Annotated in this window: 19 protein-coding genes and 1 tRNA gene; 14 read left to right on the forward strand and 6 right to left on the reverse strand. The window is 67.2% G+C overall.

The features are described 5' to 3' along the window. A partial coding sequence (locus tag HWX39_RS18275; RefSeq protein WP_175969406.1) for an aminotransferase class III-fold pyridoxal phosphate-dependent enzyme occupies positions 1 to 851 on the forward strand: 851 nt, incomplete at its 5' end. A 233-nt stretch (positions 852 to 1084) separates the two neighbouring features. Here HWX39_RS18275 and cysC read toward each other — a convergent pair. Beyond that, positions 1085 to 1627 (reverse strand): adenylyl-sulfate kinase, encoded by a 543-nt coding sequence (gene cysC / locus HWX39_RS18280; RefSeq protein ID WP_175969407.1) that lies wholly within the window; start codon positions 1625 to 1627, stop codon positions 1085 to 1087. A gap of 121 nt (positions 1628 to 1748) precedes the next feature. On the opposite strand from cysC, the gene HWX39_RS18285 reads away from it, so the two are divergent. Next, on the forward strand, positions 1749 to 1958 hold the full coding sequence (locus HWX39_RS18285) for a hypothetical protein (RefSeq protein WP_175969408.1): 210 nt from the start codon (positions 1749 to 1751) through the stop codon (positions 1956 to 1958). A 321-nt stretch (positions 1959 to 2279) separates the two neighbouring features. Here HWX39_RS18285 and HWX39_RS18290 read toward each other — a convergent pair. Both HWX39_RS18290 and HWX39_RS18295 read right to left on the reverse strand, forming a co-directional pair. Continuing rightward, positions 2280 to 2354, reverse strand: a tRNA-Val gene (locus tag HWX39_RS18290). An 82-nt stretch (positions 2355 to 2436) separates the two neighbouring features. Continuing rightward, on the reverse strand, positions 2437 to 2919 hold the full coding sequence (locus HWX39_RS18295) for an Lrp/AsnC family transcriptional regulator (protein ID WP_174917730.1): 483 nt from the start codon (positions 2917 to 2919) through the stop codon (positions 2437 to 2439). Positions 2920 to 3110: 191 nt separating this feature from the next. Between HWX39_RS18295 and HWX39_RS18300 the strand changes: the two genes are divergently transcribed. From HWX39_RS18300 to HWX39_RS18315, 4 genes are all read left to right on the forward strand, one after another. Beyond that, positions 3111 to 4325 carry an amino acid aminotransferase gene (locus HWX39_RS18300; protein WP_175969409.1) on the forward strand — a complete coding sequence of 405 codons (1215 nt, stop codon included), beginning with the start codon at positions 3111 to 3113 and terminating at the stop codon, positions 4323 to 4325. A 32-nt stretch (positions 4326 to 4357) separates the two neighbouring features. Continuing rightward, the gene (locus HWX39_RS18305) at positions 4358 to 4744 is read left to right on the forward strand and encodes a RidA family protein (RefSeq protein ID WP_175969410.1); all 387 of its coding nucleotides are present in this window, start codon (positions 4358 to 4360) and stop codon (positions 4742 to 4744) included. Between the two features lie 103 nt (positions 4745 to 4847). Beyond that, complete coding sequence (locus tag HWX39_RS18310) at positions 4848 to 5885, forward strand: porin (protein WP_175969743.1); 1038 nt, start codon at positions 4848 to 4850, stop codon at positions 5883 to 5885. Between the two features lie 91 nt (positions 5886 to 5976). Next, complete coding sequence (locus tag HWX39_RS18315) at positions 5977 to 7398, forward strand: amino acid permease (RefSeq protein ID WP_175969411.1); 1422 nt, start codon at positions 5977 to 5979, stop codon at positions 7396 to 7398. 21 nt (positions 7399 to 7419) lie between these two features. On the opposite strand, the gene HWX39_RS18320 is transcribed toward HWX39_RS18315, so the two are convergent. Beyond that, complete coding sequence (locus HWX39_RS18320) at positions 7420 to 8322, reverse strand: LysR family transcriptional regulator (RefSeq protein WP_175969412.1); 903 nt, start codon at positions 8320 to 8322, stop codon at positions 7420 to 7422. 173 nt (positions 8323 to 8495) lie between these two features. On the opposite strand from HWX39_RS18320, the gene HWX39_RS18325 reads away from it, so the two are divergent. The 3 genes from HWX39_RS18325 (at position 8496) to HWX39_RS18335 (ending at position 12958) form a co-directional block, all read left to right on the forward strand. Next, the gene (locus HWX39_RS18325; protein WP_175969413.1) at positions 8496 to 10247 is read left to right on the forward strand and encodes an acyl-CoA dehydrogenase family protein; all 1752 of its coding nucleotides are present in this window, start codon (positions 8496 to 8498) and stop codon (positions 10245 to 10247) included. Continuing rightward, complete coding sequence (locus tag HWX39_RS18330) at positions 10244 to 11455, forward strand: CaiB/BaiF CoA-transferase family protein (protein ID WP_175969414.1); 1212 nt, start codon at positions 10244 to 10246, stop codon at positions 11453 to 11455. The genes HWX39_RS18325 and HWX39_RS18330 overlap by 4 nt, the downstream gene beginning before the upstream one ends. A gap of 87 nt (positions 11456 to 11542) precedes the next feature. After that, positions 11543 to 12958, forward strand: coding sequence for an MFS transporter (locus tag HWX39_RS18335; protein ID WP_175969415.1), 1416 nt, complete (start codon positions 11543 to 11545; stop codon positions 12956 to 12958). 139 nt (positions 12959 to 13097) lie between these two features. Here HWX39_RS18335 and HWX39_RS18340 read toward each other — a convergent pair whose 3' ends face one another. Both HWX39_RS18340 and argA read right to left on the reverse strand, forming a co-directional pair. Continuing rightward, a complete protein-coding gene (locus HWX39_RS18340) occupies positions 13098 to 13373 on the reverse strand; it encodes an oxidative damage protection protein (RefSeq protein WP_006478357.1) in 276 nt (91 codons plus the stop codon). A 51-nt stretch (positions 13374 to 13424) separates the two neighbouring features. Next, the gene (gene argA, locus HWX39_RS18345; RefSeq protein ID WP_175969416.1) at positions 13425 to 14804 is read right to left on the reverse strand and encodes an amino-acid N-acetyltransferase; all 1380 of its coding nucleotides are present in this window, start codon (positions 14802 to 14804) and stop codon (positions 13425 to 13427) included. A 23-nt stretch (positions 14805 to 14827) separates the two neighbouring features. Here argA and hrpA point away from each other — a divergent pair, with 23 nt between their 5' ends. The 5 genes from hrpA (at position 14828) to HWX39_RS18370 (ending at position 22948) form a co-directional block, all read left to right on the forward strand. Then, a complete protein-coding gene (hrpA, locus tag HWX39_RS18350) occupies positions 14828 to 19036 on the forward strand; it encodes an ATP-dependent RNA helicase HrpA (protein WP_175969417.1) in 4209 nt (1402 codons plus the stop codon). A 180-nt stretch (positions 19037 to 19216) separates the two neighbouring features. Further along, the gene (locus HWX39_RS18355) at positions 19217 to 20206 is read left to right on the forward strand and encodes a beta-propeller fold lactonase family protein (RefSeq protein WP_027786950.1); all 990 of its coding nucleotides are present in this window, start codon (positions 19217 to 19219) and stop codon (positions 20204 to 20206) included. 16 nt (positions 20207 to 20222) lie between these two features. Beyond that, positions 20223 to 21197, forward strand: a complete 975-nt coding sequence (locus HWX39_RS18360; protein ID WP_175969418.1) for a sterol desaturase family protein — start codon at positions 20223 to 20225, stop codon at positions 21195 to 21197. Positions 21198 to 21308: 111 nt separating this feature from the next. Then, positions 21309 to 22136, forward strand: coding sequence for an EI24 domain-containing protein (locus HWX39_RS18365; protein ID WP_175969419.1), 828 nt, complete (start codon positions 21309 to 21311; stop codon positions 22134 to 22136). After that, entirely contained in the window at positions 22133 to 22948 is an 816-nt protein-coding gene (locus HWX39_RS18370) for a molybdopterin-binding protein (protein ID WP_175969420.1), read from the forward strand. The genes HWX39_RS18365 and HWX39_RS18370 overlap by 4 nt, the downstream gene beginning before the upstream one ends. The last annotated feature ends 71 nt before the right edge of the window (positions 22949 to 23019 follow it).

The raw sequence follows: 23019 nt of genomic DNA on the forward strand, positions 1-23019 counted from the left end.
TGCCGTCGAAGGTCGAGCACATCGTGCATATCGACCAGCCGTATTTCTTCGGCGAGGCAGCGGCCGGTGAAACGCCGGAAGCGTTCGGCCTGGCCCGCGCGCAGCAGCTCGAAGCGAAGATCCTCGAACTCGGCGCGGAGAACGTCGCGGCGTTCATCGGCGAGCCGTTCCAGGGCGCGGGTGGCGTGATCTTCCCGCCGTCGACGTACTGGCCGGAAATCCAGCGGATCTGCCGCAAGTACGACATCCTGCTGGTGGCCGACGAAGTGATCGGCGGCTTCGGCCGCACCGGCGAATGGTTCGCACACCAGCATTTCGGTTTCGAGCCGGACCTGATCACGATGGCGAAGGGCCTCACGTCGGGCTACGTGCCGATGGGCGCCGTCGGCATTCACGAGCGCGTGGCGCGACCGATCATCGACAACGGCGAATTCAACCACGGCCTCACGTACTCGGGCCACCCGGTTGCCGCGGCCGTCGCGGTCGCGAACTTGAAGCTGCTGCGCGACGAAGGGATCGTCGAGCGCGTGAAGAACGATATCGGGCCGTACTTCCAGCGCCGGCTGCGCGATGCGCTGGGCGGCCATCCGATCGTCGGTGAGATTGCGGGAGCGGGGCTGGTCGCGGGCGTTCAGCTTGCGTGCGACCGGAACCGGCGCGAGCGGTTCGGTGCGAACGTCGATATCGGCACGATTTGCCGCGACTTCTGCTTCAACGGCAACCTGATCATGCGCGCGACCGGCGACCGGATGCTGCTGTCGCCGCCGCTCGTGATTCGCGAGGCGGAGGTCGACGAGATCGTCGACAAGGCGAAGCGCGCGTTCGATGCGACGGCGGAGCGGGTGGGGTAGTCGTGCGACACGTCGCCCTGGGTTCGTGCGGCCGCAATGGCGCGGGACGCATGTGGAATGTGTTCCGTTCGGGATCTGACGCGCGCCGCCGGACCGCCGAGCGGTTTTCTTGCGACGGGGCGTGACGTTCCCCAGCACGGAGGATGTCCGTCAATCGTGTCGACCTTTGAGGTGGCACGATCAACGGAGCACAGTGCGTCGTTGTTCGGATGCGTGGTCACGAACGGGCGGGATTACGCGTGCGCGAATCGCTGCCGTTCGAAATTCATGACGAGCGCGACCGACGATGCAATATCCATCGATCCCGTGTCGACGACGAGATCAGGCGCGGTCGGTACTTCATAGGGATCCGAGATGCCGGTGAATTGCATTGTCTGGCCGGTGATCGCCTTCGCGTAAAGCTGCTTCGGATCACGTGCGGAGCAAGTGGCGATATCGGTTTTCAGGTAGACCTCGACAAACCGGTCCGCCCCCACGATCTGTCGTGCCCGCTGCCGGTCGGCCTCGTAAGGCGAGATCAGCGCGACGATCACCATGAAGCCCTGACTATTGAGCAACCTGGCGATCTCGGCGGTGCGGCGGCAGTTCTCGGTACGATCTTCCCGCGAGAAGCCGAGATCGGGAGAAACACCTGCCCGCAATTCATCGCCGTCAAGGATGCACGTCGGAATATTGCGTGCGCGCAACTGCGCCGCAATTTCGCGAGAGAGGGTTGACTTGCCGGCGCCGCTCAGACCGGTAAGCCAGAGTGTGTAGTCGTTATGCTCTGGGGACATGGGTGTGCAATCTCTATCGCCAACTCTCGCCGTCGCAAGTCATGATTTCGTGCCTAAATGCGATGCCGATTCGGCCGGCTGTTATTTGGTGTAAGGATTCTATGCATCTGGATTTCTACAAATGTTACATAACAATTACCAAAAATTACACTGGCAATTTGCTTTCTTTCGTCATGAAAGGATGTTAATGACCCGAGTGAAATGTCTGAACATTGTTCGTGCGCCGAACCGGGAGACGGCATTGAGCCGACGGGGCTGGACGCGCGAAGAAATGGAAGATTTTGCTGCTGACGGCGGATTTATCCGATTTGCATTGGCCGATACACGTTAATGGTGTTTGGTGAATCGACGCGCGTCAATGGCCGGGCAACGCTTGAGGGCAATGCTCCTGCACCGGCGTCCGATTGGTCGCGCGGCTTTATCGTCGGAAAGCCGCGCAGCGCTTCAGTGCGTTAGCCGGACCGACATCGATTGCCCGCAGACGCAAATCGACACGCCGGTGACGAAGGGGCATGTTGATCGAGATCGAGACGACGGATTCGTGGAGGAGGCGATGGTTGCCGGTCAAGGCGAGTCTGCGCAGGTGAGTGGTGAATCCGGCGCATCAAAACGAAAAGGCCCTGCGTCGTGAGACGCAGGGCCTTGAATTCTTTGGTGGGCGGTACTGGGATCGAACCAGTGACCCCTGCCGTGTGAAGGCAGTGCTCTACCGCTGAGCTAACCGCCCAAAGAAGCTGAAATTATGTCAGAGCTTTTGGGGTTCGTAAAGCCCTTTCTGCAAATTTTTTTCAGACCCGCGCAACGATCGGTCAACCGGCCGTGGATGGCTCGACGAGATCGAGGATCGACCCGTCGCGCTTGAGCGTCGCGAGCACGATGCTCGAGTTGATCGACATCACGCCCGCGGCGCGGTGCAGCCGGTTGATCACGAAATCCGAATAGTGATCGAGATCGCGCGCGCGCACCGTCAGCACGTAGTTCGACCCGCCCGTGACGATCTGCGCCGCGATGACCTCCGGCCACTGCTGGATCGCCTCCACGAACCGGTCGTGCCACTCGGGTACGTCCGGCCGCATCGACACATGCACGAGCGCCTCGAACGCGACACCGACCTTCTTCGGCTCGATCGCGCAGCGATACCCGGCGATGGCGCCACGTTCCTCCAGCAGTTTCACGCGCCGCAGGCATGCCGACGGCGACAGTGCGACCGCGTTCGCGAGGTCTTGATTGCTGATGCGTCCGTCCCGTTCGAGGTGCCGGAGGATCCGCATGTCGGTTCGATCCAGGGTCATTTCGCAGAATCCGGTGAATTTTTAGATGAGATCCGCAGACTCTACTGAAATCTGGTTGGTTCGTCATCGAAAAGTGAAGCTCATTCTATTTCGTCCTCGATAACATGCGCCCCATGTCCTGGCCGCTCATCCCGACGCAACGTGATGCCTCCGGTTGTCCCGCCGCCTTCAACCTTTACCGTCATTCCGCCATGTACGAACACGTTCCCGCCTACCCGGGCGATCCGATCCTGTCGCTGTTCCACGCATTCCAGCAGGATGCGCATCCGCACAAGGTCAACCTGAGCATCGGCCTCTACTACGACGACTCGGGCCGGATTCCGGTGCTCGACAGCACCCGCATCGCGGCCGCGCGGCTACGCGATGCCGGTGCGCCTCACACGTACCTGCCGATGGAAGGGCTCGCCGCGTACCGGCACGGTGTGCAGTGCCTCGTGTTCGGCGACGACTGCACGGCGCTCGCGGAAGGGCGCATCGCGACGCTGCAGACGCTCGGCGGATCGGGCGCGATCCGGCTCGGCGCGGAATTCGTGAAGCGTTATTTCCCCGACAGCGCGATCTGGATCAGCGACCCGACGTGGGACAACCACCGTGTGATCTTCTCGGCCGCCGGCCTCGACGTGCATACGTATCCGTACTACGACGCATCGCGCAACGGCATCCGCGTCGACGCGATGCTCACCACGCTCGATGCGTTGCCGGCGCGCAGCGTCGTGCTGCTGCAGCCGTGCTGCCATAACCCGACGGGGCTCGACCTCGACCGCGATGCATGGCGCGCGGTGATCGACGTGCTCGCGCGGCGCGGGCTGATTCCGTTCCTCGACATGGCATACCAGGGGTTCGGCGACGGTCTCGCCGACGACGCGTGGGCCGTGCGCGCGATCGTCGATGCCGGGCTGCCCGCGATCGTCGGCAATTCGTTTTCGAAGAACTTCTCGCTGTACGGCGAGCGCGTCGGCGGGCTGTCGGTCGTCTGCGCGAACGCGGGCGAGGCCGCGACCGTGCTGAGCCAGTTGCAGGCCGGCGTGCGCCGCACCTATTCGAGCCCGCCGCTGTTCGGCGCACAACTCGTGTCGACGGTGCTGAACGACGACGCATTGCGCGCGCATTGGGACGACGAGGTCGCGCAGGTGCGCGCGCGCATCAAGCGGATGCGCGGCGAACTGAAGGCCCGGCTCGACGCGCGGCTGCCGGACCGCGCGTTCGACGCACTCGTCACGCAACGCGGGATGTTCAGCTACACGGGCATGGCCGCGACCGAAGTCGACCGGTTGCGTGCATCGCACGGCGTCTATCTGCTGCGCTCAGGGCGCATGTGCATCGCGGGCCTGAACGATGCGAACGTCGAGCACGTCGCGAACGCGATCGCCGACGTGCTCGGCGGCGTGTCGCGGCAGGCCGCCTGAATTTCCCGATCCCGATCCCAAAGGAGGACACGATGGCGGAAACGATCCCGGTCGACCTGCCGCAACTCGCGCAACCGTTCTCGTGGGCGACCCGCGCGGGCGGGCTGATGTTTACGGGGCACGGGCCGGTCGACGCGTCCGGTGCGATTGCCGGCGACACGATGGGCGAACAGGCGCGCGTCACGCTCGCGAATCTCGCGAAGGCCGTCGCGGCGGCCGGCGCGACGATGGACGACGTCGCGCAGGTGCTTGTCTACCTGTCCGACGTGAAGGCCATGCCCGAATTCGATACCGAATACCGGCGCCACTTCCGCGAACCGTATCCGAACCGGACGTGCGTCGGTGTGCAGGGTTTCGCCCATCCGGCGATGCGCGTCGAACTCGTCGCGTACGTCGCGCTGCCCGCGGCACGCATCTAGCAGGAACACCGCAGTGCGCGGTGTGCATTCACGCAATCATCGATAAACAAGAGCAGGACTGGAGGAGAACATGAGGACAATCAATCGATTCGCACTGCCAATGATGGCGGGTGCGCTTGCCGCGAGCGGTGCGATGGCGCAGAGCAGCGTGACGTTGTACGGGATCGTCGACCAGAGCATTCGCTATACGACGCATGCCGACGCGTCGAACGATGCGAGCGTGCAGATGACCAACGGCGCGATCACGAACAGCCGCTGGGGGCTGAAGGGCAGCGAGGCGCTCGGCGGCGGGCTGCAGGCGATCTTCCGGCTGGAGAGCGGCTTCGAGCCGCAGAACGGGCAGCTCGACGGCGCGCTGTTCGGCCGTTACGCGTATGTCGGACTCGCGAGCGACTGGGGTACCGTGAAGCTCGGCCGCCAGGCGACCGAGGCGTTCAACCTGTTCGGCGATCTCGATCCGCTGACGGTCGGCAACTACACGGCCAACATGTGGCCGTATTTCCTCACGCAAGGGCGTGCGAGCAACGTCGTCAGCTACGACGGCACGTTCGGCGGGCTGAACGTCGGCGCGAGCTACGGCTTCGGTGGCGTCGCGGGCAGCCTCGGCGCGAATGCGTACTGGGGCACGCACGTGTCGTACACGCAGGGCGGGCTGATGGTCGGCGCGACGTACCAGCAGGTGCGCGACCTGAACAGCCGCGCGCAGCAGGCGTGGGGCGCGGGCGCACGCTACGCGTTCGGCGCGGCGACCCTGTACGCGGGCTATCTCGGCGGCATCGACCGCACGGGCATGCTCGACCAGCAGTTGCTGAACGCGCCCGGCCGCGACGTGACCTACGGTGCGTTCGCGGACAACCCGCGTCGCGACGCGATCTTCTATACGGGCGCGAGCGTCAGGGTCACGCCGGCCGTGTCGGTGACGGGCGTCGCGTATTACGACGACATCCGCAACGTCAACGGCGTCGCCGGCAACGGCGGCAAGCGCTATACGGGCGTGCTCGAGGCCGAGTACGCTTTGTCGAAGGCAACGCAGGTCTACGCGACGCTCGACTACAACCGCGTGACGGGCGGCGCGTTCACGGAATTGCCCGGACGCGGCAACCAGACCGGCGTGGCGGCCGGCCTGCGTCACCTGTTCTGAGCACGCGGCGCGCAGCGGCCGGCCGGTCCGGCGCCGGCCCGCGCGCTGTCGACGTTCCGACCGGACAATCGCTTTCGAACGAGGTCATTCGATGCAACCAGAACGGCAATTCCAGCATATCGCGGCGCGCGAGCAAGGCCTGCGTCGCACGCTTTCCGCGCGGCAGATGGCGATGATCGCGATCGGCGGCGCCATCGGCACCGGTCTCTTTCTCGGCAGCGGCTTCGCGATCGGCTTCGCGGGCCCGAGCGTACTCGTCAGCTACGCGATCGGCGCGTTCATCTCGCTGCTGCTGATGGGCTGTCTCGCGGAGATGACGGTCGCGCACCCGACCTCCGGTTCGTTCGGCGCGTATGCCGAACATTACGTGAGCCCGTGGGCCGGATTCCTCGTGCGCTACGCGTACTGGGCGTGCATCGTGCTCGCGGTCGGCACCGAGGTCACCGCGATCGCGCTGTACATGAAGTACTGGTTCCCGGGCGTGCCGGGCTGGCTGTGGATCGTCGGGTTCTCCGCGCTGCTGGTGTTCGTCAATGCGCGCAGCGTCGACGTGTTCGGCGCGGTCGAGTACGGCTTCTCGGTCGTGAAGATCGCGGCGATCGTTGCCTTCATCCTGCTCGGCGCCTATGTCGTGTTCGGCAATCCGGGGCTGGTCGGCGACGGTGCCGCGCGCGCGGGATTCCACCATTACACCGATCACGGCGGCTTCTTTCCGAAGGGGGCGTGGGGCACGTGGGTCGCGGTGATCGTGTCGATCTTCAGCTACCTGAGCATCGAAATGATCGCCGTCGCGGCCGGTGAAGCCGAGGATCCCGAGCGCGCGGTCACGCGTGCGTTCCGCTCGACGATCGTGCGCCTCGTGCTGTTCTACCTCGTCACGCTCGCGCTGATGCTCGCGATCGTGCCGTGGACGGCGGCAGGGCGCGACGAAAGCCCGTTCGTGAAGGTGATGGAGGCGATTCACCTGCCGGGCGCGGCCGGGCTGATCAACTTCGTCGTGCTGATCGCCGCACTGTCCGCGATGAACAGCCAGCTCTACATCACGACGCGGATGATGTTCAGCCTGTCGCGTGCGGGCCATGCGCCGAAGGCGCTCGGCGAAGTGGACGCACGCGGCGTGCCGTTTGGCGCGCTGATGCTGTCGACGCTCGGCATCGCGCTGGCGACCGTGCTGAGCGTGCTGTATCCGGACGCGTCGTTCACGATCATGATGGCGGTGTCGATGTTCGGCGCGTTGTTCACGTGGATGATGATCTTCGTCACGCACTATTGTTTCCGGCGTCGCCGCGCGGCGCTCGGCCTGCCGGCGCCCGCGTTCCGGATGCGCGGTTTTCCGCTGCTGACGCTGCTCGGCGCGGGCCTGATGCTCGCGGTGATGGTGACGACCTACTTCACGGCGGAATTCCACATGACGCTGATCTTCGGCATTCCGTTCCTGGTTGCGCTGTCGGTCGTGTACACGGTGTGGTATCGCCGTGCGCAGCCGGTACTCCAGCCCGACGCGAAGTTGTGACGTAGCGGCGGGGGCGTGCGCTCAGCCCGCGAGCGCGGGCAGCGTGTCGATCGACGCGCGGACGTAGTCCGCGAAGCGCAGCGCAACCGGTTCAGTGGCGCCGCTGCGCTTCAGCGCGAGCGTGCGCGATTCGAGCGACGCATCCTTCAGCGGCCGGAACGCGAGCCGCTCGCTTTTCACCTGCTGCAGCACGCGCGGCACCAGCGCGATGCCCATCCCGAACTCGATCATCGACAGGATCGTCTGCCACAGCCGCGCCTCGTGGCGGATGAGCGGGCTGAAACCGGCGTTCACGCACTGCGCGATGATCAGGTCGTGATAGTGCGGCGCCGCTTCGCGCGGGAACAGGATGAACGGTTCCGCGGCCAGCGAGGCGAGCGCGACCTGCTTGCGCCGCGTGAGCGGATGCGCGGCCGGCAGGCAGCACACGAACGGTTCCGCATAGACGGGCGTCGATTCGACCTCGGGCGGGAAATGGCCCCAGTGCGCGTAGCCGAGATCGATCTGGCCGCGCTGGATCGCCTGCACCTGCGCCTGTGTGTTCATTTCGCTCAGCACGACCTCGACGCCCGGATAGTCGGCTTCGAAGCGCCGCACGGCGTCGGGCAGCCCGCGATACAGCATCGAATGAACGAAGCCGATTCGCAGCCGGCCCGCGAGACCCGATGCGGAGCGCACCGTCAGGCGTTCGGCCTCGGCCGCCTGCAGCAGCAGCCGGCGCGCTTCGCGGAGCAGGACCTCGCCCGCGTTGGTCAGTGCGACGGTCTTGTTGGTGCGTGAGAACAGCTGGACGCCGAGTGCGTCCTCGAACTTGCGGATGTCGAAACTCAGCGCCGGCTGCGAGATGAACAGGCGCTTCGCCGCGCGCCCGAAGTGCAGTTCCTCGGCGACCGCCACGAAGTAGCGCAACTGCCTCAGTTCCATGGGGTCTCCTCGCGGCATCGGTATCGATAAGCGATATCTATCGTACCGGATAAATCCTGTATTGGACGCTTATCGAACGCGCGCCTACGCTCTGCGGAAGGCTTTGCACGGGATTGGCCGGGCGCCGCGGCGCTCCCTCCAGCCGACGTGCAGGCAACCCAGGAGACGCACGCATGAACGACACCGCTCGTGCGCCGGACGCCGGCGCATCCAACATCCCCGACACCCGGGGCATCAATTTCTTCACGGTCGATCCCGATTTCGGCGCGTTGCTGAAGCTGCATCTCGGCGATGCGCACTATGCCGGTCTGGAGCCGCAACTGCGCGCGCTTGGCGCACGCGTGTCGGGCGAGCTCGACGAATGGGCGTCGCGCGCGGACAAGCACCCGCCCGTGCTCGAGCCTCGCAACCGGCGTGGCGAGGCCGTGCAGCGGATCGACAAGGATCCCGCGTATGTCGCGCTCGAACGCGTCGCGTATTCCGAGCTCGGGCTCGCGTCGCTGAGCCACGGGTCCGGATCGGTGCCGCCGCTCGTCAAGTACGCGCTGACGTTCCTGTTCGTGCAGGCGGAATTCGGGCTGTGCTGCCCGGTCAGCATGACCGATTCGCTGACGCGCACGCTGCGCCGTTTCGGCGATCCGGCGCTCGTCGCGCGCTACCTGCCGATGCTGGCGTCGCGCGACTTCGACACGCTGTACCAGGGCGCGATGTTCATGACCGAGCAGGCGGCGGGTTCCGACGTCGGCCGGATCTCGACGCGGGCGACGCGCGAGACGGATGCGCACGGCGAGACCGTCTGGCGCCTGACCGGCGACAAGTGGTTCTGCTCGAACGCGGATGCCGATCTCGCGATGGTGCTCGCGCGGCCCGACGGCGCGCCGGACGGCATCAAGGGTCTCGCGCTGTTCCTGCTGCCGAAGACGCTGCCGGACGGCACGCGCAACCGCTACCGAATCGTGCGCCTGAAGGACAAGCTCGGCAGCCGTTCGATGGCGAGCGGCGAGATTGCGCTCGAAGGTGCGCAGGCGTACCTGATCGGCGAGATCGGCCGCGGCTTTCACCAGATGGCCGACATGATCAACATGTCGCGACTGTCGAACGGCGTGCGCGCGGCGGGGCTGATGCGGCGTGCGCTGAACGAAGCGCTGCACGTCGCCGCGCGTCGCGAGGCCTTCGGTCGCAAGCTGATCGAGATGCCGCTGATGCAGCGCCAGTTGCTGAAGATGCTGTTGCCGGCCGAGGCCGCGCGCGCGATGTTCATGCAGATCGCGCTGCTGCTGCCGCAGGCCGATGCGGGCGACGAGCAGGCCGCGCGCTGCGTGCGGATCCTGACGCCGCTGATCAAGTTCCGCGCGTGCCGCGATGCGAGGCGCGTGACGGGCGATGCGATGGAAGTGCGCGGCGGCACCGGCTACATCGAGGAATGGAGCGACGCGCGCGTCGTGCGCGACGCGCATCTCGGCTCGATCTGGGAGGGTACGAGCAACATCGTCGCGCTCGACGTCGCGCGGGCCGCGCAGCGCGAACAGTCGCTCGATGCGCTGCGCGCGTTTCTCGGCGACCGGCTTGGCGGGGCGCCGCTGCCCGAGGCGAGCCGTGCGGCGCTGCGGCGCATTCTCGCGCGCGCTTGCGACGCGCTCATGCGGGTCGCAGCCGAAGGCGACGACGCTCGCGTGCGCCAGGCCGCGTCCGCGCTGTACTACGCGAGCGCTGCGGTGCTGATGGCGTGCGAGGGCGTGCGGCTCGCGCCGGATTTCCGGCGGCTCGCGCTCGCGCACCTGATCCTGCGCCACAAGCTGCTGCCGGTCGATCCGCTTGCGCCGGCATCGCGCGACGACGAATCGGCCGCCTATGACGCGCTGCTGCGCGGCACGCCGATCGCGCTCGATACCGCGCTCGACCTGCTGCCGGAGGTCGAACGATGAGCACGACGCGTGGCGCACTGGACGGCCTGAGGGTCGTCGACCTGAGTCGCGTGCTCGGCGGTCCGTACTGCACGCAGGCGCTTGCCGACCACGGGGCGACGGTGGTCAAGATCGAGCCGCCGGACGGCGACGAGACGCGCGGCTGGGGGCCGCCGTTCCTCGGCGATACCGCGTGGTACTTCATGGGCGTGAACCGCAACAAGCAAGGGCTCGCGCTCGACCTGTCGCGCGACGAAGGGCGCGCGATCCTGTGGCGCTTGCTCGACGAAGCCGACGTGCTCGTCGAGAACTTCAAGCCGGGTACGCTCGCGCGCTGGGGGATGGACTATGCGCGCGACCTGCAACCGCGCTTTCCGTGGCTGATCCACTGCGCGGTGACGGGCTTCGGCGCGGACGGTCCGCTCGGCGGGCTGCCCGGCTACGACGCGGTGATCCAGGCGATGGCGGGGCTGATGAGCGTGAACGGCGAGCGCGACGGCGACGCGACGCGGATCGGCCTGCCGATCGTCGACATGGTCACGGGCCTCAACGCGCTCGCGGGCATCCTGCTGGCACTCGCGGAGCGGGAGAAGAGCGGGCGCGGGCAGTCGATCGACATCGCGCTGTACGACTGCGGCGTGTCGCTGCTGCATCCGCACCTGCCGAACTTCTTCGGCTCGGGGCGCGTGCCGGAGCGCAGCGGCAACGCGCATCCGAACATCGCGCCGTACGACAGCTACCGCACGGCGACCGTGCCGATCTTCCTCGCGATCGGCAACGACCGGCAGTTCGCGCGGCTCGTCGCGCATCTCGGCGCGCCGGCGCTCGCAAGCGATCCGCGCTTCGTCGACAACCGCAGCCGCTGCGCGCACCGGCCCGAGCTGAAGGCCGCGCTGGAGGCACGGCTCGCCGCGCACGCCTGCGAGCCGCTCGCGCGTGACCTGATGGCGGCCGGCGTGCCGTGCGGCCCCGTGCGAACGGTGGCCGACGTCGCGCACGATCCGCATGCAATGCACCGGAACCTGTTCGTCGAGATCGGCGCGTATCGCGGCACCGCGTCGCCGGTGAAGCTGTCGCGCACGCCGGCCACCTATCGTTCGCCGCCACCCGCGCTCGGCGGCGACACGCGCGCGGTGCTCGATCGCCTCGGCGTCGATCGCGCGCTCCAGCAGCAACTGCTCGATGCCGGCGTGCTGAAAACGGCGCCCGGCCACGCGCCCCCCGACTGACATGACGCCGCCGGCCGGCGGCGTCATGCCGGCCACCGGGAAAGGCGCGCGACAGTCGCGCCCCCGAAACCCAACATGGAGACATCGATGAGCCGTCAGCAATCCCCGACCGCCGCGCCGCAACCGCGGCCCGGCCGCGCCGCCTTCGCGGCGTTCGTCGGCACCACGATCGAGTGGTACGACTTCTACATCTACGGCACGGCCGCGGCGCTCGTGTTCGGCAAGGTGTTCTTTTCGCGCACGATGGATCCCGGCGTCGCGACGCTGCTCGCGTTCGTCACGTTCTGGGCCGGCTTCGCCGCGCGGCCGCTCGGCGGCATCGTGTTCGGGCATCTCGGCGATCGTGTCGGACGCAAGACCGCGCTCGTGATCACGCTGGTGATGATGGGGCTGGCCACGACCGGCATCGGCCTGTTGCCTGGCTATGCGCAGATCGGCGTCTGGGCGCCGGCCGGCCTCGTCGTGCTGCGCGTACTGCAGGGCATCGCGGTCGGCGGCGAATGGGGCGGCGCGGTGCTGATCGCGAGCGAGAACGCGCCGAAGCATCGCAGCATCCTGTATGCGGCGTTCGCGCAGCAGGGCTCGCCCACCGGCAACCTGCTCGCCACGGCCGCGTTCTTCGCGCTGAGCGCGCTGCCGACACCGTCGTTCCTGATGTGGGGCTGGCGCATTCCGTTCCTGCTGTCGGCCGTGCTCGTGATCATCGGCATGGTGATCCGGCTGAAGCTCGAGGAGTCGGTCGACATGCAGCGCGTGCTCGCGCGCAAGCGCACCGTGAAGCTGCCGCTGCGCGATGTCGTGCGCGATCACTGGGTGGTCGTGCTGCTCGCGGCCGGCACGCTGCCGGTGATCAACGTCACGTACTTCCGCAGCACGTTCGCGCTGTCGTGGACGACGAAGGAGCTCGGCTACGCGCAGGGCACGTTCCTCGGCATCCTGTCGATCTCGCTCGTCGTGCAGTTCCTGATGCAGCCGGTCGGCGCGTGGTTCGTGTCGAAGGTCGACATGCGGCGCGCGATGTGCTGGATCCTGATTCCGGAAATCGTGCTGATGCCCGTGATGTTCCATGCGCTCGCGACGCGCTCGTACTGGGTGGCCGTCGCGGGCATGTGCATCTCGACGATTCCGTCAGCGATGTTCTACGGCGCGGTCGGCGGCGTGCTCGCACGCGTGTTCCCGGCGAACATTCGCTACACGGGCCTGTCGCTCGCGTACCAACTGAGCGCGCTCGTCGTCGGCGGCGGCACGCCCGTGCTCGCGCAGGCGATCCTCAACGCGACCGGCAGCATCGTCGGCGTCGCGGTCGCATCGGGGCTTTACGCGCTCGTGTCACTCATCTGCATGCTGGCGCTGCTGAATCGCACCGGGTATCGCGCGGATGAACTGTCGACCGCCGAACGCAGCGACGCGGCTGAATGGGGCACCGAAGGCGGCAGCGCGCAAGCCGCGGCCGACGGGCGCGCGCAGCCGGGTGAGGGCGGCGCGCTGAAGCCGGCCGGCTGAGCCGCACGGAATGCCGCCCCGTGCGAGGCCGGAACGCGCCGAACGCGCATCGCCAAAAGAAAACGGCACCGTGCGAAACACGATGCCGTCTTTCCCGGAGTGCGCGGCCGGCAGGCTGCCGGCCGCGCGCATCGCGTCATCAGCCTTCCGTCGGCGGCACGTAGCCGGACGCCTGGTCCGCGCCGTCACCGAAGAAGTACTTCTCGGTCTGCTTCATCAGGTACTGGCGCGCACGCGGGTCGGCCATGTTCAGGCGGTTTTCGTTGATCAGCATCGTCTGCTGCTTGAGCCAGCCCTGCCATGCTTCCTTCGAGACGCTTTCATAGATGCGCTTGCCGAGTTCGCCCGGCAGCGGCGGGAAATCGAGACCTTCGGCTTCCTTGCCGAGCTTCGCGCATTGAATCATACGGGCCATCGTGTACTTCTCCTGTAATCGGACTGGGGGAGGGCGGGCGTCTTGCGCCGCTCAGAGCTGTTTCATCAGCACGAGCGACTTGCGCTGCCAGTTATAGAGTTTGCGGCGGTCTTCCGGCAGGTCGTCGACGCTGACCTTGACGAAGCCGCGCTTGAGGAACCAGTGCTCGGTACGCGTCGTGAGCACGAAGATATGCGTGAGGCCGCGCGCGCGTGCGCGCTGCTCGATGCGCTTGAGCAGGCGTTCGCCGTCGCCTGAGCCCTGCGCTTCCGGCGCGACCGTCAGGCACGCCATCTCGCCGATCTTCTCCTGCTGGTACGGATACAGCGCCGCGCAGCCGAACAGCACGCCATCGTGCTCGATCACCGAGAAGTGGTCGATGTCGCGTTCGATCTGGTGGCGGCCGCGCCGCACCAGCGTGCCGTCCGACTCGAGCGGCTCGATCAGCGACAGGATGCCGCCGACGTCGTCCGGCGTCGCTTCGCGCAGGCTTTCGAGGTTCTCGTACGAGATCATCGTGCCGACGCCGTCGTGCAGGAACAGTTCGAGCAGCATGCTGCCGTCGAGCGATTGCGGGATCAGGTGCGCCCGGGTCACGCCGCCGCGGCACGCGCGGATCGAATGCTTCAGGAAAAACGCGTCGTCGCCCTGGATGTTGCCGGAATCGAGCAGTTCCGCCGCCGCGTCGAGCGACATTTCGCGGATCAGCTCGCCTTCGTCGTCGACGATGCCGGGGCCGTCGGTCAGGAACACGATCTTGTCGGCGCGCAGCGCGATCGCGGCGGCCGACGCCACGTCTTCCATCGACAGGTTGAACGCTTCGCCGGTCGGCGAGAAGCCGAGCGGCGACAGCAGCACGAGCTTGCGGCTCGCGAGCGAATGACGGATCGATTCGGCGTCGATCTTGCGCACGATGCCCGTATGCGCGAAATCGACCCCGTCGAGAATCCCCACCGGCCGCGCGGTCACGAAGTTGCCCGACACGACGCTGATGTGCGCGTGCGCCATCGGCGAGTTCGGCAGCCCCTGGCTGATCGCTGCCTCGATGTCGAGACGCACTTCACCGGCCGCTTCCTTCGCGGATTCGAGCGCGCGCGCATCGGTAATGCGCAGGCCGTGCGAAAACTCGGATTCGACACCGTGCAGGCTCAGCTGCTCCTCGACCTGCGGGCGCGACCCGTGCACCAGCACGATCTGGATACCCATCGCCTGCAGCAGTGCGATGTCGGACACGAGCGCGTTCAGCAGCCCCTGCTGCACCACCTCGCCGCCAAACCCCACGACGAACGTGCTGTTGCGGAACTTGTGGATATAGGGCGCGACGGAACGCATCCAGTCGACGAACTGCGCGTGGCTGGCGGCCGAATCGTCGGCGGCCGGCGGCGTCGCGGCGCCGGCCTGAGCGGGAGGGAGGTCGGTTTGGGAATTCATGGGCGGGATTATAATGCGCCCCCATGTCGAATGTACCTAAAAGTCCCGCGCCGACGCGGGCCAAAGCGCCGTCGGCCCGGCACCCGGATGGTGCGGCCGACGCACGCCAGCAGCCGGGCCAGCCGCCGCGCCGGCCGCAGCAACAGCACGCGGGCAAGCCTGCGCAAGCGCCGCGCGGTCCGCGCGGCGACGAATCGCGCGGCGAGGCACGCCGGCCGGCCGCGAAGGACGCGTCCGCCGCGTCGGGCGAGCGCGCGCCGCGCCGCGAGCGTCCGCCGCGCGCCGTCGTCACACCGAACCCGGTCCCGCCGATCACGTACCCCGAAAGCCTGCCGGTGTCGGGCAAGCGCGACGAAATCGCGCGCGCGATCGCCGGTCATCAGGTTGTCATCGTCTGCGGCGAAACCGGTTCGGGCAAGACCACGCAGCTGCCGAAGATCTGTCTCGATCTCGGCCGCGGCCTCGGCGCCGGCGGCACGGGCCTGATCGGCCATACGCAGCCGCGCCGCCTCGCCGCGTCGTCCACCGGCCGCCGGATCGCCGAGGAACTCGGCACGCCGTTCGGCGAAGTGGTCGGCTACAAGGTGCGCTTTACCGATAATCTCGCGCCGGGCGCGTCCGTGAAGCTGATGACGGACGGGATCCTGCTCGCCGAGACGCAGACCGACCCGTTGCTGAAGGCGTACGACACGCTGATCATCGACGAGGCGCACGAGCGCAGCCTGAACATCGACTTCCTGCTCGGCTACCTGAAGGAAATCCTGCCGAGGCGGCCGGACCTGAAGCTGATCGTCACGTCCGCGACGATCGACGCCGATCGCTTTGCGCGCCATTTCGGCACCGACGAGCGTCCCGCGCCCGTGATCGAGGTGAGCGGGCGGCTGTATCCGGTCGAGATGCGCTACCGGCCCGTGGCCGAGGATCGCCCGGCCGTGAAGAACGCCGAAGGCACGGCCGGCCGCGACCGCGTGAAGACCGCGCGCGAAGCCGAACGCGACCTGATGGACGCGATCGTCGACGCCGTCGACGAGCTGTGCCGCGAAGGCCCCGGCGACGTGCTGGTGTTCCTGCCCGGCGAGCGCGAGATCCGCGAAGCGGCCGAGGCGCTGCGCAAGCACCACCCGCCGCACACCGAGATCCTGCCGCTGTTCGCGCGGCTCTCGGCGGCCGACCAGGACAAGGTGTTCAAGGCGTCGAACGCGCGCCGCATCGTGCTCGCGACCAACGTGGCCGAAACCTCGCTGACGGTGCCGGGCATCCGCTACGTCGTCGATACGGGCCTCGCGCGCGTGAAGCGCTATTCGTACCGGAACAAGGTCGAGCAGCTGCAGGTCGAGTCGATCTCGCAGGCGGCCGCGAACCAGCGCGCGGGCCGCTGCGGCCGGGTGGCCGACGGCGTCTGCATCCGCTTGTACGAGGAAAGCGATTACCAGGCGCGCGCGCGCTTCACCGATCCGGAAATCCTGCGCTCGTCGCTCGCGTCGGTGATCCTGCGGATGAAGTCGCTGCACCTGACGGCGATCGAATCGTTCCCGTTCCTCGAACCGCCGCCCGGCCGCGCGATCGCGGACGGCTACCAGTTGCTCAACGAGCTCGGCGCGGTCGACGACGACAACGCGCTGACGCCGCTCGGCCGCGAACTCGCGCGGCTGCCGCTCGACCCGCGCGTCGGCCGGATGATTCTTGCCGCGCGCGACCAGCAGTCGCTGCGCGAGGTGCTGATCATCGCGAGCGCGCTGTCCGTGCAGGATCCGCGCGATCGGCCGATCGAAGCGCAGGAGCAGGCCGACCAGGCGCACCGCCGGTTTGCCGACGAGCGTTCCGAATTCCTGCAGTGGCTGAAGATCTGGGCGTGGTTCGAAGAGGCCGTTGCGCACAAGAAGTCGAACCGCCAGCTGGTCGACGCGTGCCGGCAGAACTTCCTGTCGCACCTGCGGCTGCGCGAGTGGCGCGATGTCCATTCGCAGCTGCTGACCGTCGTGCGCGAGCACGGCTGGCGCCTGAACGAAGTCGAGGCGACCTACGAACAGATCCATCTGGCGCTGTTGACGGGCCTGCTCGGCAACCTCGGCCTGAAGGCCGACGACGATCCGCACTATCTCGGCGCGCGCGGGATCAAGTTCTACCTGTGGCCGGGCTCCGTGCTCGCGAAGAAGGCCGGCCGCTGGGTGATGGCGGCCGAGCTCGTCGAGACGAGCCGGCTGTACGCACGCTGCCTCGCGAAGATCGAGCCCGAATGGGTCGAGAAGATCGGTGCGCACCTGCTGAAGAAGTCGCTGTCGGAGCCGCATTGGGAAAAGCGCCCGGCGCAGGTCAGCGCGTACGAGCGCGCGACGCTGTACGGGCTGCCGATTTACCACCGCCGGCGCGTCGCGTTCGGCAAGCAGGATCCGTCGCGTGCGCGCGAGCTGTTCATCCGCGGCGCGCTGGTCGAAGGCGAGTTCGACACGAAGCTCGCGTTCTTCGCGCACAACCGCAAGCTGCTCGCCGACATCGAGCAGCTCGAGCACAAGTCGCGCCGGCAGGACGTGCTGGTCGACGACGAGCTGATCTACGCATTCTATGACCAGGCGATTCCGGCTGGCATTCACACGGGCGCCGCGTTCGAGCGCTGGTATCGCGACGAGGTGAAGCGGGGCGGCCAGCCCGAGGACAAGCTGCGGCTGCTGTACCTGTCGCGCGACGACCTGATGCGCCACGAGGCGGCCGGCGTGACGACCGAGCTGTTCCCGAAGCGCGCGACGATGGCCGGCGTCGAGATGGCGCTCACGTACCACTTCGAGCCCGGCACGCCGCGCGATGGCGTGACGCTCGCGGTGCCGCTGTATGCGCTGAACCAGGTCGACGCGCGCCGCTGCGAGTGGCTCGTGCCCGGGATGCTGAAGGAAAAGGTGCAGTTGCTGCTGAAGTCGCTGCCGCAGAAGCTGCGCCGGCATTGCGTGCCGCTGCCCGAATACGCGGCCGGCTTCGTCGAGCGGATGGGCCGCGAGCGCTTCGGTGCGGGCGGGCTGGTCGAGGCGCTGATCGCCGACGTGCGCGGCGAGACGCAGGTCGCGATGAAAACGGCCGACTTCAAGCTCGAGACGCTGCCCGCGCACCTGTTCATGAACTTCAAGGTGATCGACGAGCATGGCCGCCAGCTCGCGATGGGGCGCAATCTCGCGCAGCTTCGCCAGGAGCTCGGCGCGCAGGCGCAGCAGCAGTTCCAGAAGATTGCGGCGGCGTCGACGATCGCGGCCGGCGGCGATGCCGATGACGGCCAGGCCATGGGCCAGGCGCCGGCGACGGCCGCCGCGACCGGTACGGTCGCCCGCAACGCGAAGGCCGGCAAGGGCGCGGTGCCGCAGACGGCCGCTCCGGCGGAAGCCGGCGCGACGGCGCTGTACGAGAACCTGACGACGTGGAATTTCGGCAAGCTGCCCGAGCTGCTGGAGATCCGCCGGCGCGGCCAGACGCTGTACGGCTACCCGGCGCTCGTCGATCGCGGCACGCATTGCGACGTCGAAGTGTTCGATTCGCCGGAGGAGGCCGCGCGCATCCACCGGGCCGGCCTGCGGCGGCTGTTCGCGCTGCAGTTGAAGGAGCCGATCAAGTTCCTCGAGAAGAACCTGCCGGGCCTGCGCGAGATGGCGATGCAGTACATGTCGCTCGGCACGCAAGACGAGCTGCGCGACCAGCTGATCGACACGGCGCTCGACCGCGCGTGCCTGCAGGATCCGCTGCCCGACGACGACGCGAGCTTCCACGCGCGCCGCGACGAGGGCCGGAGCCGCCTGAACCTGCTCGCGCAGGAAATCGCGCGGCTGGTCGGGCAGATCCTGGCCGAATACGCGGGGCTCGTGAAGAAGCTCGCGCAGGCGAAGCCGTTCGCGCAGGCGCATGCGGACCTGCAGCAGCAGCTCGCCGCGCTGGTCGGCAAGCGCTTCGTGATCGATACGCCCTACGCGCAACTGGCGCACTTCCCGCGCTACCTGAAGGGCATCGCGCTGCGGATCGACAAGCTGAAGGCCGATCCGGCGCGCGACGCGAAGCAGTCGGCCGACCTGTTGCCGCTCGCCCAGCAGTACCAGCGCGCGGTGTCGCAGCGCGGCGGCGTCGCCGATTCCCGGCTCGCGGAATTCCGCTGGCTGCTTGAGGAACTGCGGATTTCGCTGTTCGCGCAGGAACTGCGCACGCCGATGCCTGTCTCTGTCAAGCGTCTGCACAAGGTCTGGGAGTCGATGCAGCGCTAGCGCAACATCGATTGCCCGGGCCCGCACCGGCGGTCGGCCTCGGTCGGCCGCGCGGCGCCTGCCGCGCCGGCCGACCGGGCCGTCGCGGCAGGCGTCGAAGTGGCGCAATGCCGGCTTAGGTCAACCGGCCGGGCCGGTTGAACGTTTTACAATGACGGTTGTTCCACGACGTGAGTCTTCATGCGCACTTTCCTTTCCCTCGGCCGCACGCTCGCGCTGGCCGCCGCCGTGCTGGCGCCCGCCGCCCACGCGAATAACGTGATCATTCTCAATTCGGCCGAAGCGACGCTGTCCCTGATTGACCAGCAGACCCGCCAGGTCGTCGGCACGATGCCGACGGGCAAGGAACCGCACCACCTGATGGCGACGCCCGACAATTCGTCGCTGATCGTCGCGAATTCGGTCTCGAACAGCCTGATGTTCCTCGATCCTAAGACGGGCAAGCTGCAGCGCACCGTCGAAGGGATCGACGATCCTTACCAGCTCGGCTTCTCGCCCGATCGCAAGTGGTTCGCGGCGGCGGGCCTGCGCCTCGATCGCGTCGACATCTACGGCTACGACGGCCGCGACCTGAAGCTCGTGAAGCGCGTGCCGCTCGAGGTGATGCCGAGCCACCTCGCGTTCACGAAGGACAGCAAGACCTTGCTCGTATCGCTGCAGGTCTCCGGCGAGATCGCGGCGATCGACCTGCCGACGCAGACGGTCAAATGGAAGATGAAGGTCGGCAAGGTGCCGGCCGGCCTGTGGCTCACGCCTGACGACAAATACCTGCTCGTCGGGATGACCGGCGCCGATTACGTCGCGGTGGTCGACTGGCGCAACCAGAAGGTCGTCAAGCAGATCTACACCGGCAAGGGCGCGCACAACTTCCGCTCGCTCGCCGACGGCACGCACGTCGCGGTGACGAACCGGGTCGCGAACACGATCAGCATCATCGACGAGAACACGCTCACCAACGTCGGCGACATCACCGGCCTGCTGCCGGGCCCGGACGACATGGAGCTGTCCGCCGACAAGAAGACGCTGTGGGTGACGTTCCGCTTCGCGAAGAAGGTCGGGATCATCGACCTGGCGTCGCGCAAGCTGGTGCAGACGATCGCAGTCGGCCGCTCGCCGCACGGCATCTATTTCTACGACCGCGCGCCGTGGCGCGCCGCGAACGGCGCGTGACGGGCGAGGGGGAAAGATGCTGCACCTGATCGATGCATTCGTATCGGACATCCAGACCTGGCTGTACGTCGACGTCGTGCAGCCGCTCCTCTTCAAGTTCAACCTGATGGACTATGACGAGGACACCTACGACGCGCTGTACTGGGTGATCGTCGGCGCGTTGCAGATGGTCCTGATGTTCGTGCTGCTGCGCCCGCTCGAGGCGCTGCTGCCCGTCGAGCGCTGGACGAACCGCCGTGCCGTGCGGGTCGACGTGATCTACACGGCGATCGCGAAGCTCGGCATCTACTCGCTGTTCTTCTTCTTCGCGCTGCAACCGCTGTTCGACAACTTCCAGGCATGGTTGCGCCTGCACGGCGTTGCGAACCTCAACCTCGACTACCTGTGGCCGGGCGTGACCTCGAAGCCGATCATCACGTTCGCGATCTATCTCGTCGTGCTCGATTTCGCCGGCTACTGGTATCACCGCTGGCAGCACAAATTCGGCATCTGGTGGGAGCTGCACGCGGTGCATCACAGCCAGCGCCAGATGTCGCTGTGGTGCGACGACCGCAACCACGTGCTCGACGACGTGATCCAGTCGTGCTTCTTCGCGGCGATCGCGCTCGTGATCGGCGTGACGCCGTCGCAGTTCGTCGTGCTGACCGCGTTCACGAACTTCATGCAGAGCATTCAGCACACGAATGCGCGGCTGCCGTTCGGCTGGCTCGGCGAGCGCCTGTTCGTGAGCCCGATCTTCCACCGCCGCCACCACGCGGTCGGCTATGGCCACGAAGGCACGAAGTACGGCTGCAACTTCGGCGTGCTGTTCCCGTGGTGGGACATGATGTTCGGCACCGCGTCGTGGAACCGCACGGTCGAGCCGACCGGCATCCGCGACCAGGTCGAAGGCGTGTCCTACGGCGAAGGCTTCTGGGCGCAGCACGGGCTCGCGTTCGTGCGGATCTTCCGGCGCCTGTTCCCCGCCAAGCGCGGCGCGGCATCGGCCTGATCCGGCCATTTTCACGTTGAGCGGCTCTCCCACGCGGCCCGCATGTGCTTTGGCGCATGCGGGCCGCGTGGTTTATCCTTTCCCCGTTTTTCTCCGTCGATACAGGCTGGCATGAACGACTTGCTGCGTTCCTTGGTCCGGGCATTGGCGAGCGCACTGCATCCGCGCATGCTCTGGCTCACCCTGATGCCGTTTCTCGTCTCGGCCGTCCTGTGGGGCGTCGTGCTGTGGTTCTCGTGGCAGACGCTGCTGGATCTCGCACGCGGCGCGCTCGACGGCTTCGTGCTGACGGCCATGCTGTACCGCGCGTTCGACGCGATCGGCATGTCGCAGCTGCACGCGGTCGTTGCACCGTTCGTGGTCGTGTCGCTCGCGATTCCGCTCATCGTGCTGACCGTGCTGCTGCTGATCGCGACGATTTCGATGCCGGTCGTGATCAAGCACCTGTCGAACCGGCAGTTCGCGGCGCTCGAGCCGAAGCGGGGCGGCACCTTTTTCGGCAGCGTGTTCAATTCGCTGTGGGCGGCGCTGGCCGGCGTCGTCGTGCTGGTCGTCGCGATCCCGCTGTGGCTGATCCCGCCGTTCTTCGCGCTGCTGCCGCCGGTGATCTGGGGCTGGCTCACTTACCGCGTGATGACCTACGACGCGCTCGCGCTGCACGCGAGCCGCGACGAGCGCCGGGCGCTCGTGCGGCAGCACCGCTGGCCGCTGATCGGCATCGGCGTCGCGACCGGGCTGCTCGGCACCGTGCCGACCTTCGTATGGGTATCGTCGGTCTGGATGATGGTGCTGTTCCCGTTCGTCGCGGCGGCCATGATCTGGGTTTACGCTTTCATCCTCGTCTTCTCGGCGCTGTGGTTCGGGCATTACTGCCTGCGCGCGCTGGAGGACCTGCGTGCGAGTTCGCGCGCCACCGCAATCGACATGGGGCAGGCATGAGCATCGGCATCATCATCATCGGCGACGAAATCCTCTCGGGCCGCCGGCAGGACAAGCATCTGGCGAAGGTCATCGAGTTGCTCGGCGCGCGCGGCCTCACGCTCGACTGGGCCGAATACGTCGGCGACGATCCGGCGCGCATCACGGCGACCCTCGCACGCGCGATCGCGTCGGGCGACATCGTGTTCTCGACGGGCGGCATCGGCGCGACGCCGGACGACCACACGCGCCAGTGCGCGGCCGCCGCGCTCGGCGTGCCGCTCGAGCTGCATCCGGAAGCGAAGGTGCTGATTTCGGAACGGATCCGCGAAACGCACACCGATCCGGCCACGCCGGTCGACTTCGATTCGCCGGAGAACCAGCACCGCTTCAACATGGGGGTGTTCCCGGCGGGTGCGACGATCATCCCGAACGGCTACAACCGGATTCCCGGCTTCTCGGTCGGCGACCTGCACTTCGTGCCGGGCTTCCCGGTGATGGCGTGGCCGATGATCGAATGGGTGCTCGATACGAAGTACGCGCACCTGCATCACGCGACGCCGCACGCGGAGCGCTCGCTGTACGTGTTCGAACTGCCGGAATCGACGCTCACGCCGCTGATGGAGCGCATCGAACGCGATTTCCCGGGCGTGCGCGTGTTCAGCCTGCCGAGCGTCGGCGATGCGGAGCGCGGCGGGATCTATGCGCGCCGTCACATCGATCTCGGCGTGAAGGGCGAGCCGGAAGCGGTCGCGGCTGCCTACGTGAAGCTGCGTGAAGGCGTGCACCTGCTCGGCGGCGACGTCGTCGAACCCGATACGCCGCGCGCCTGAGCGCCTCCTCAATCAGCCGTACAAAAGCCACGGGCCGCGCAACGCGGCCCGTCATCGGCATGTCATCGCCC

The organism is Burkholderia sp. BCC0322 (genome assembly GCF_902833045.1).
Lineage (GTDB): Bacteria > Pseudomonadota > Gammaproteobacteria > Burkholderiales > Burkholderiaceae > Burkholderia.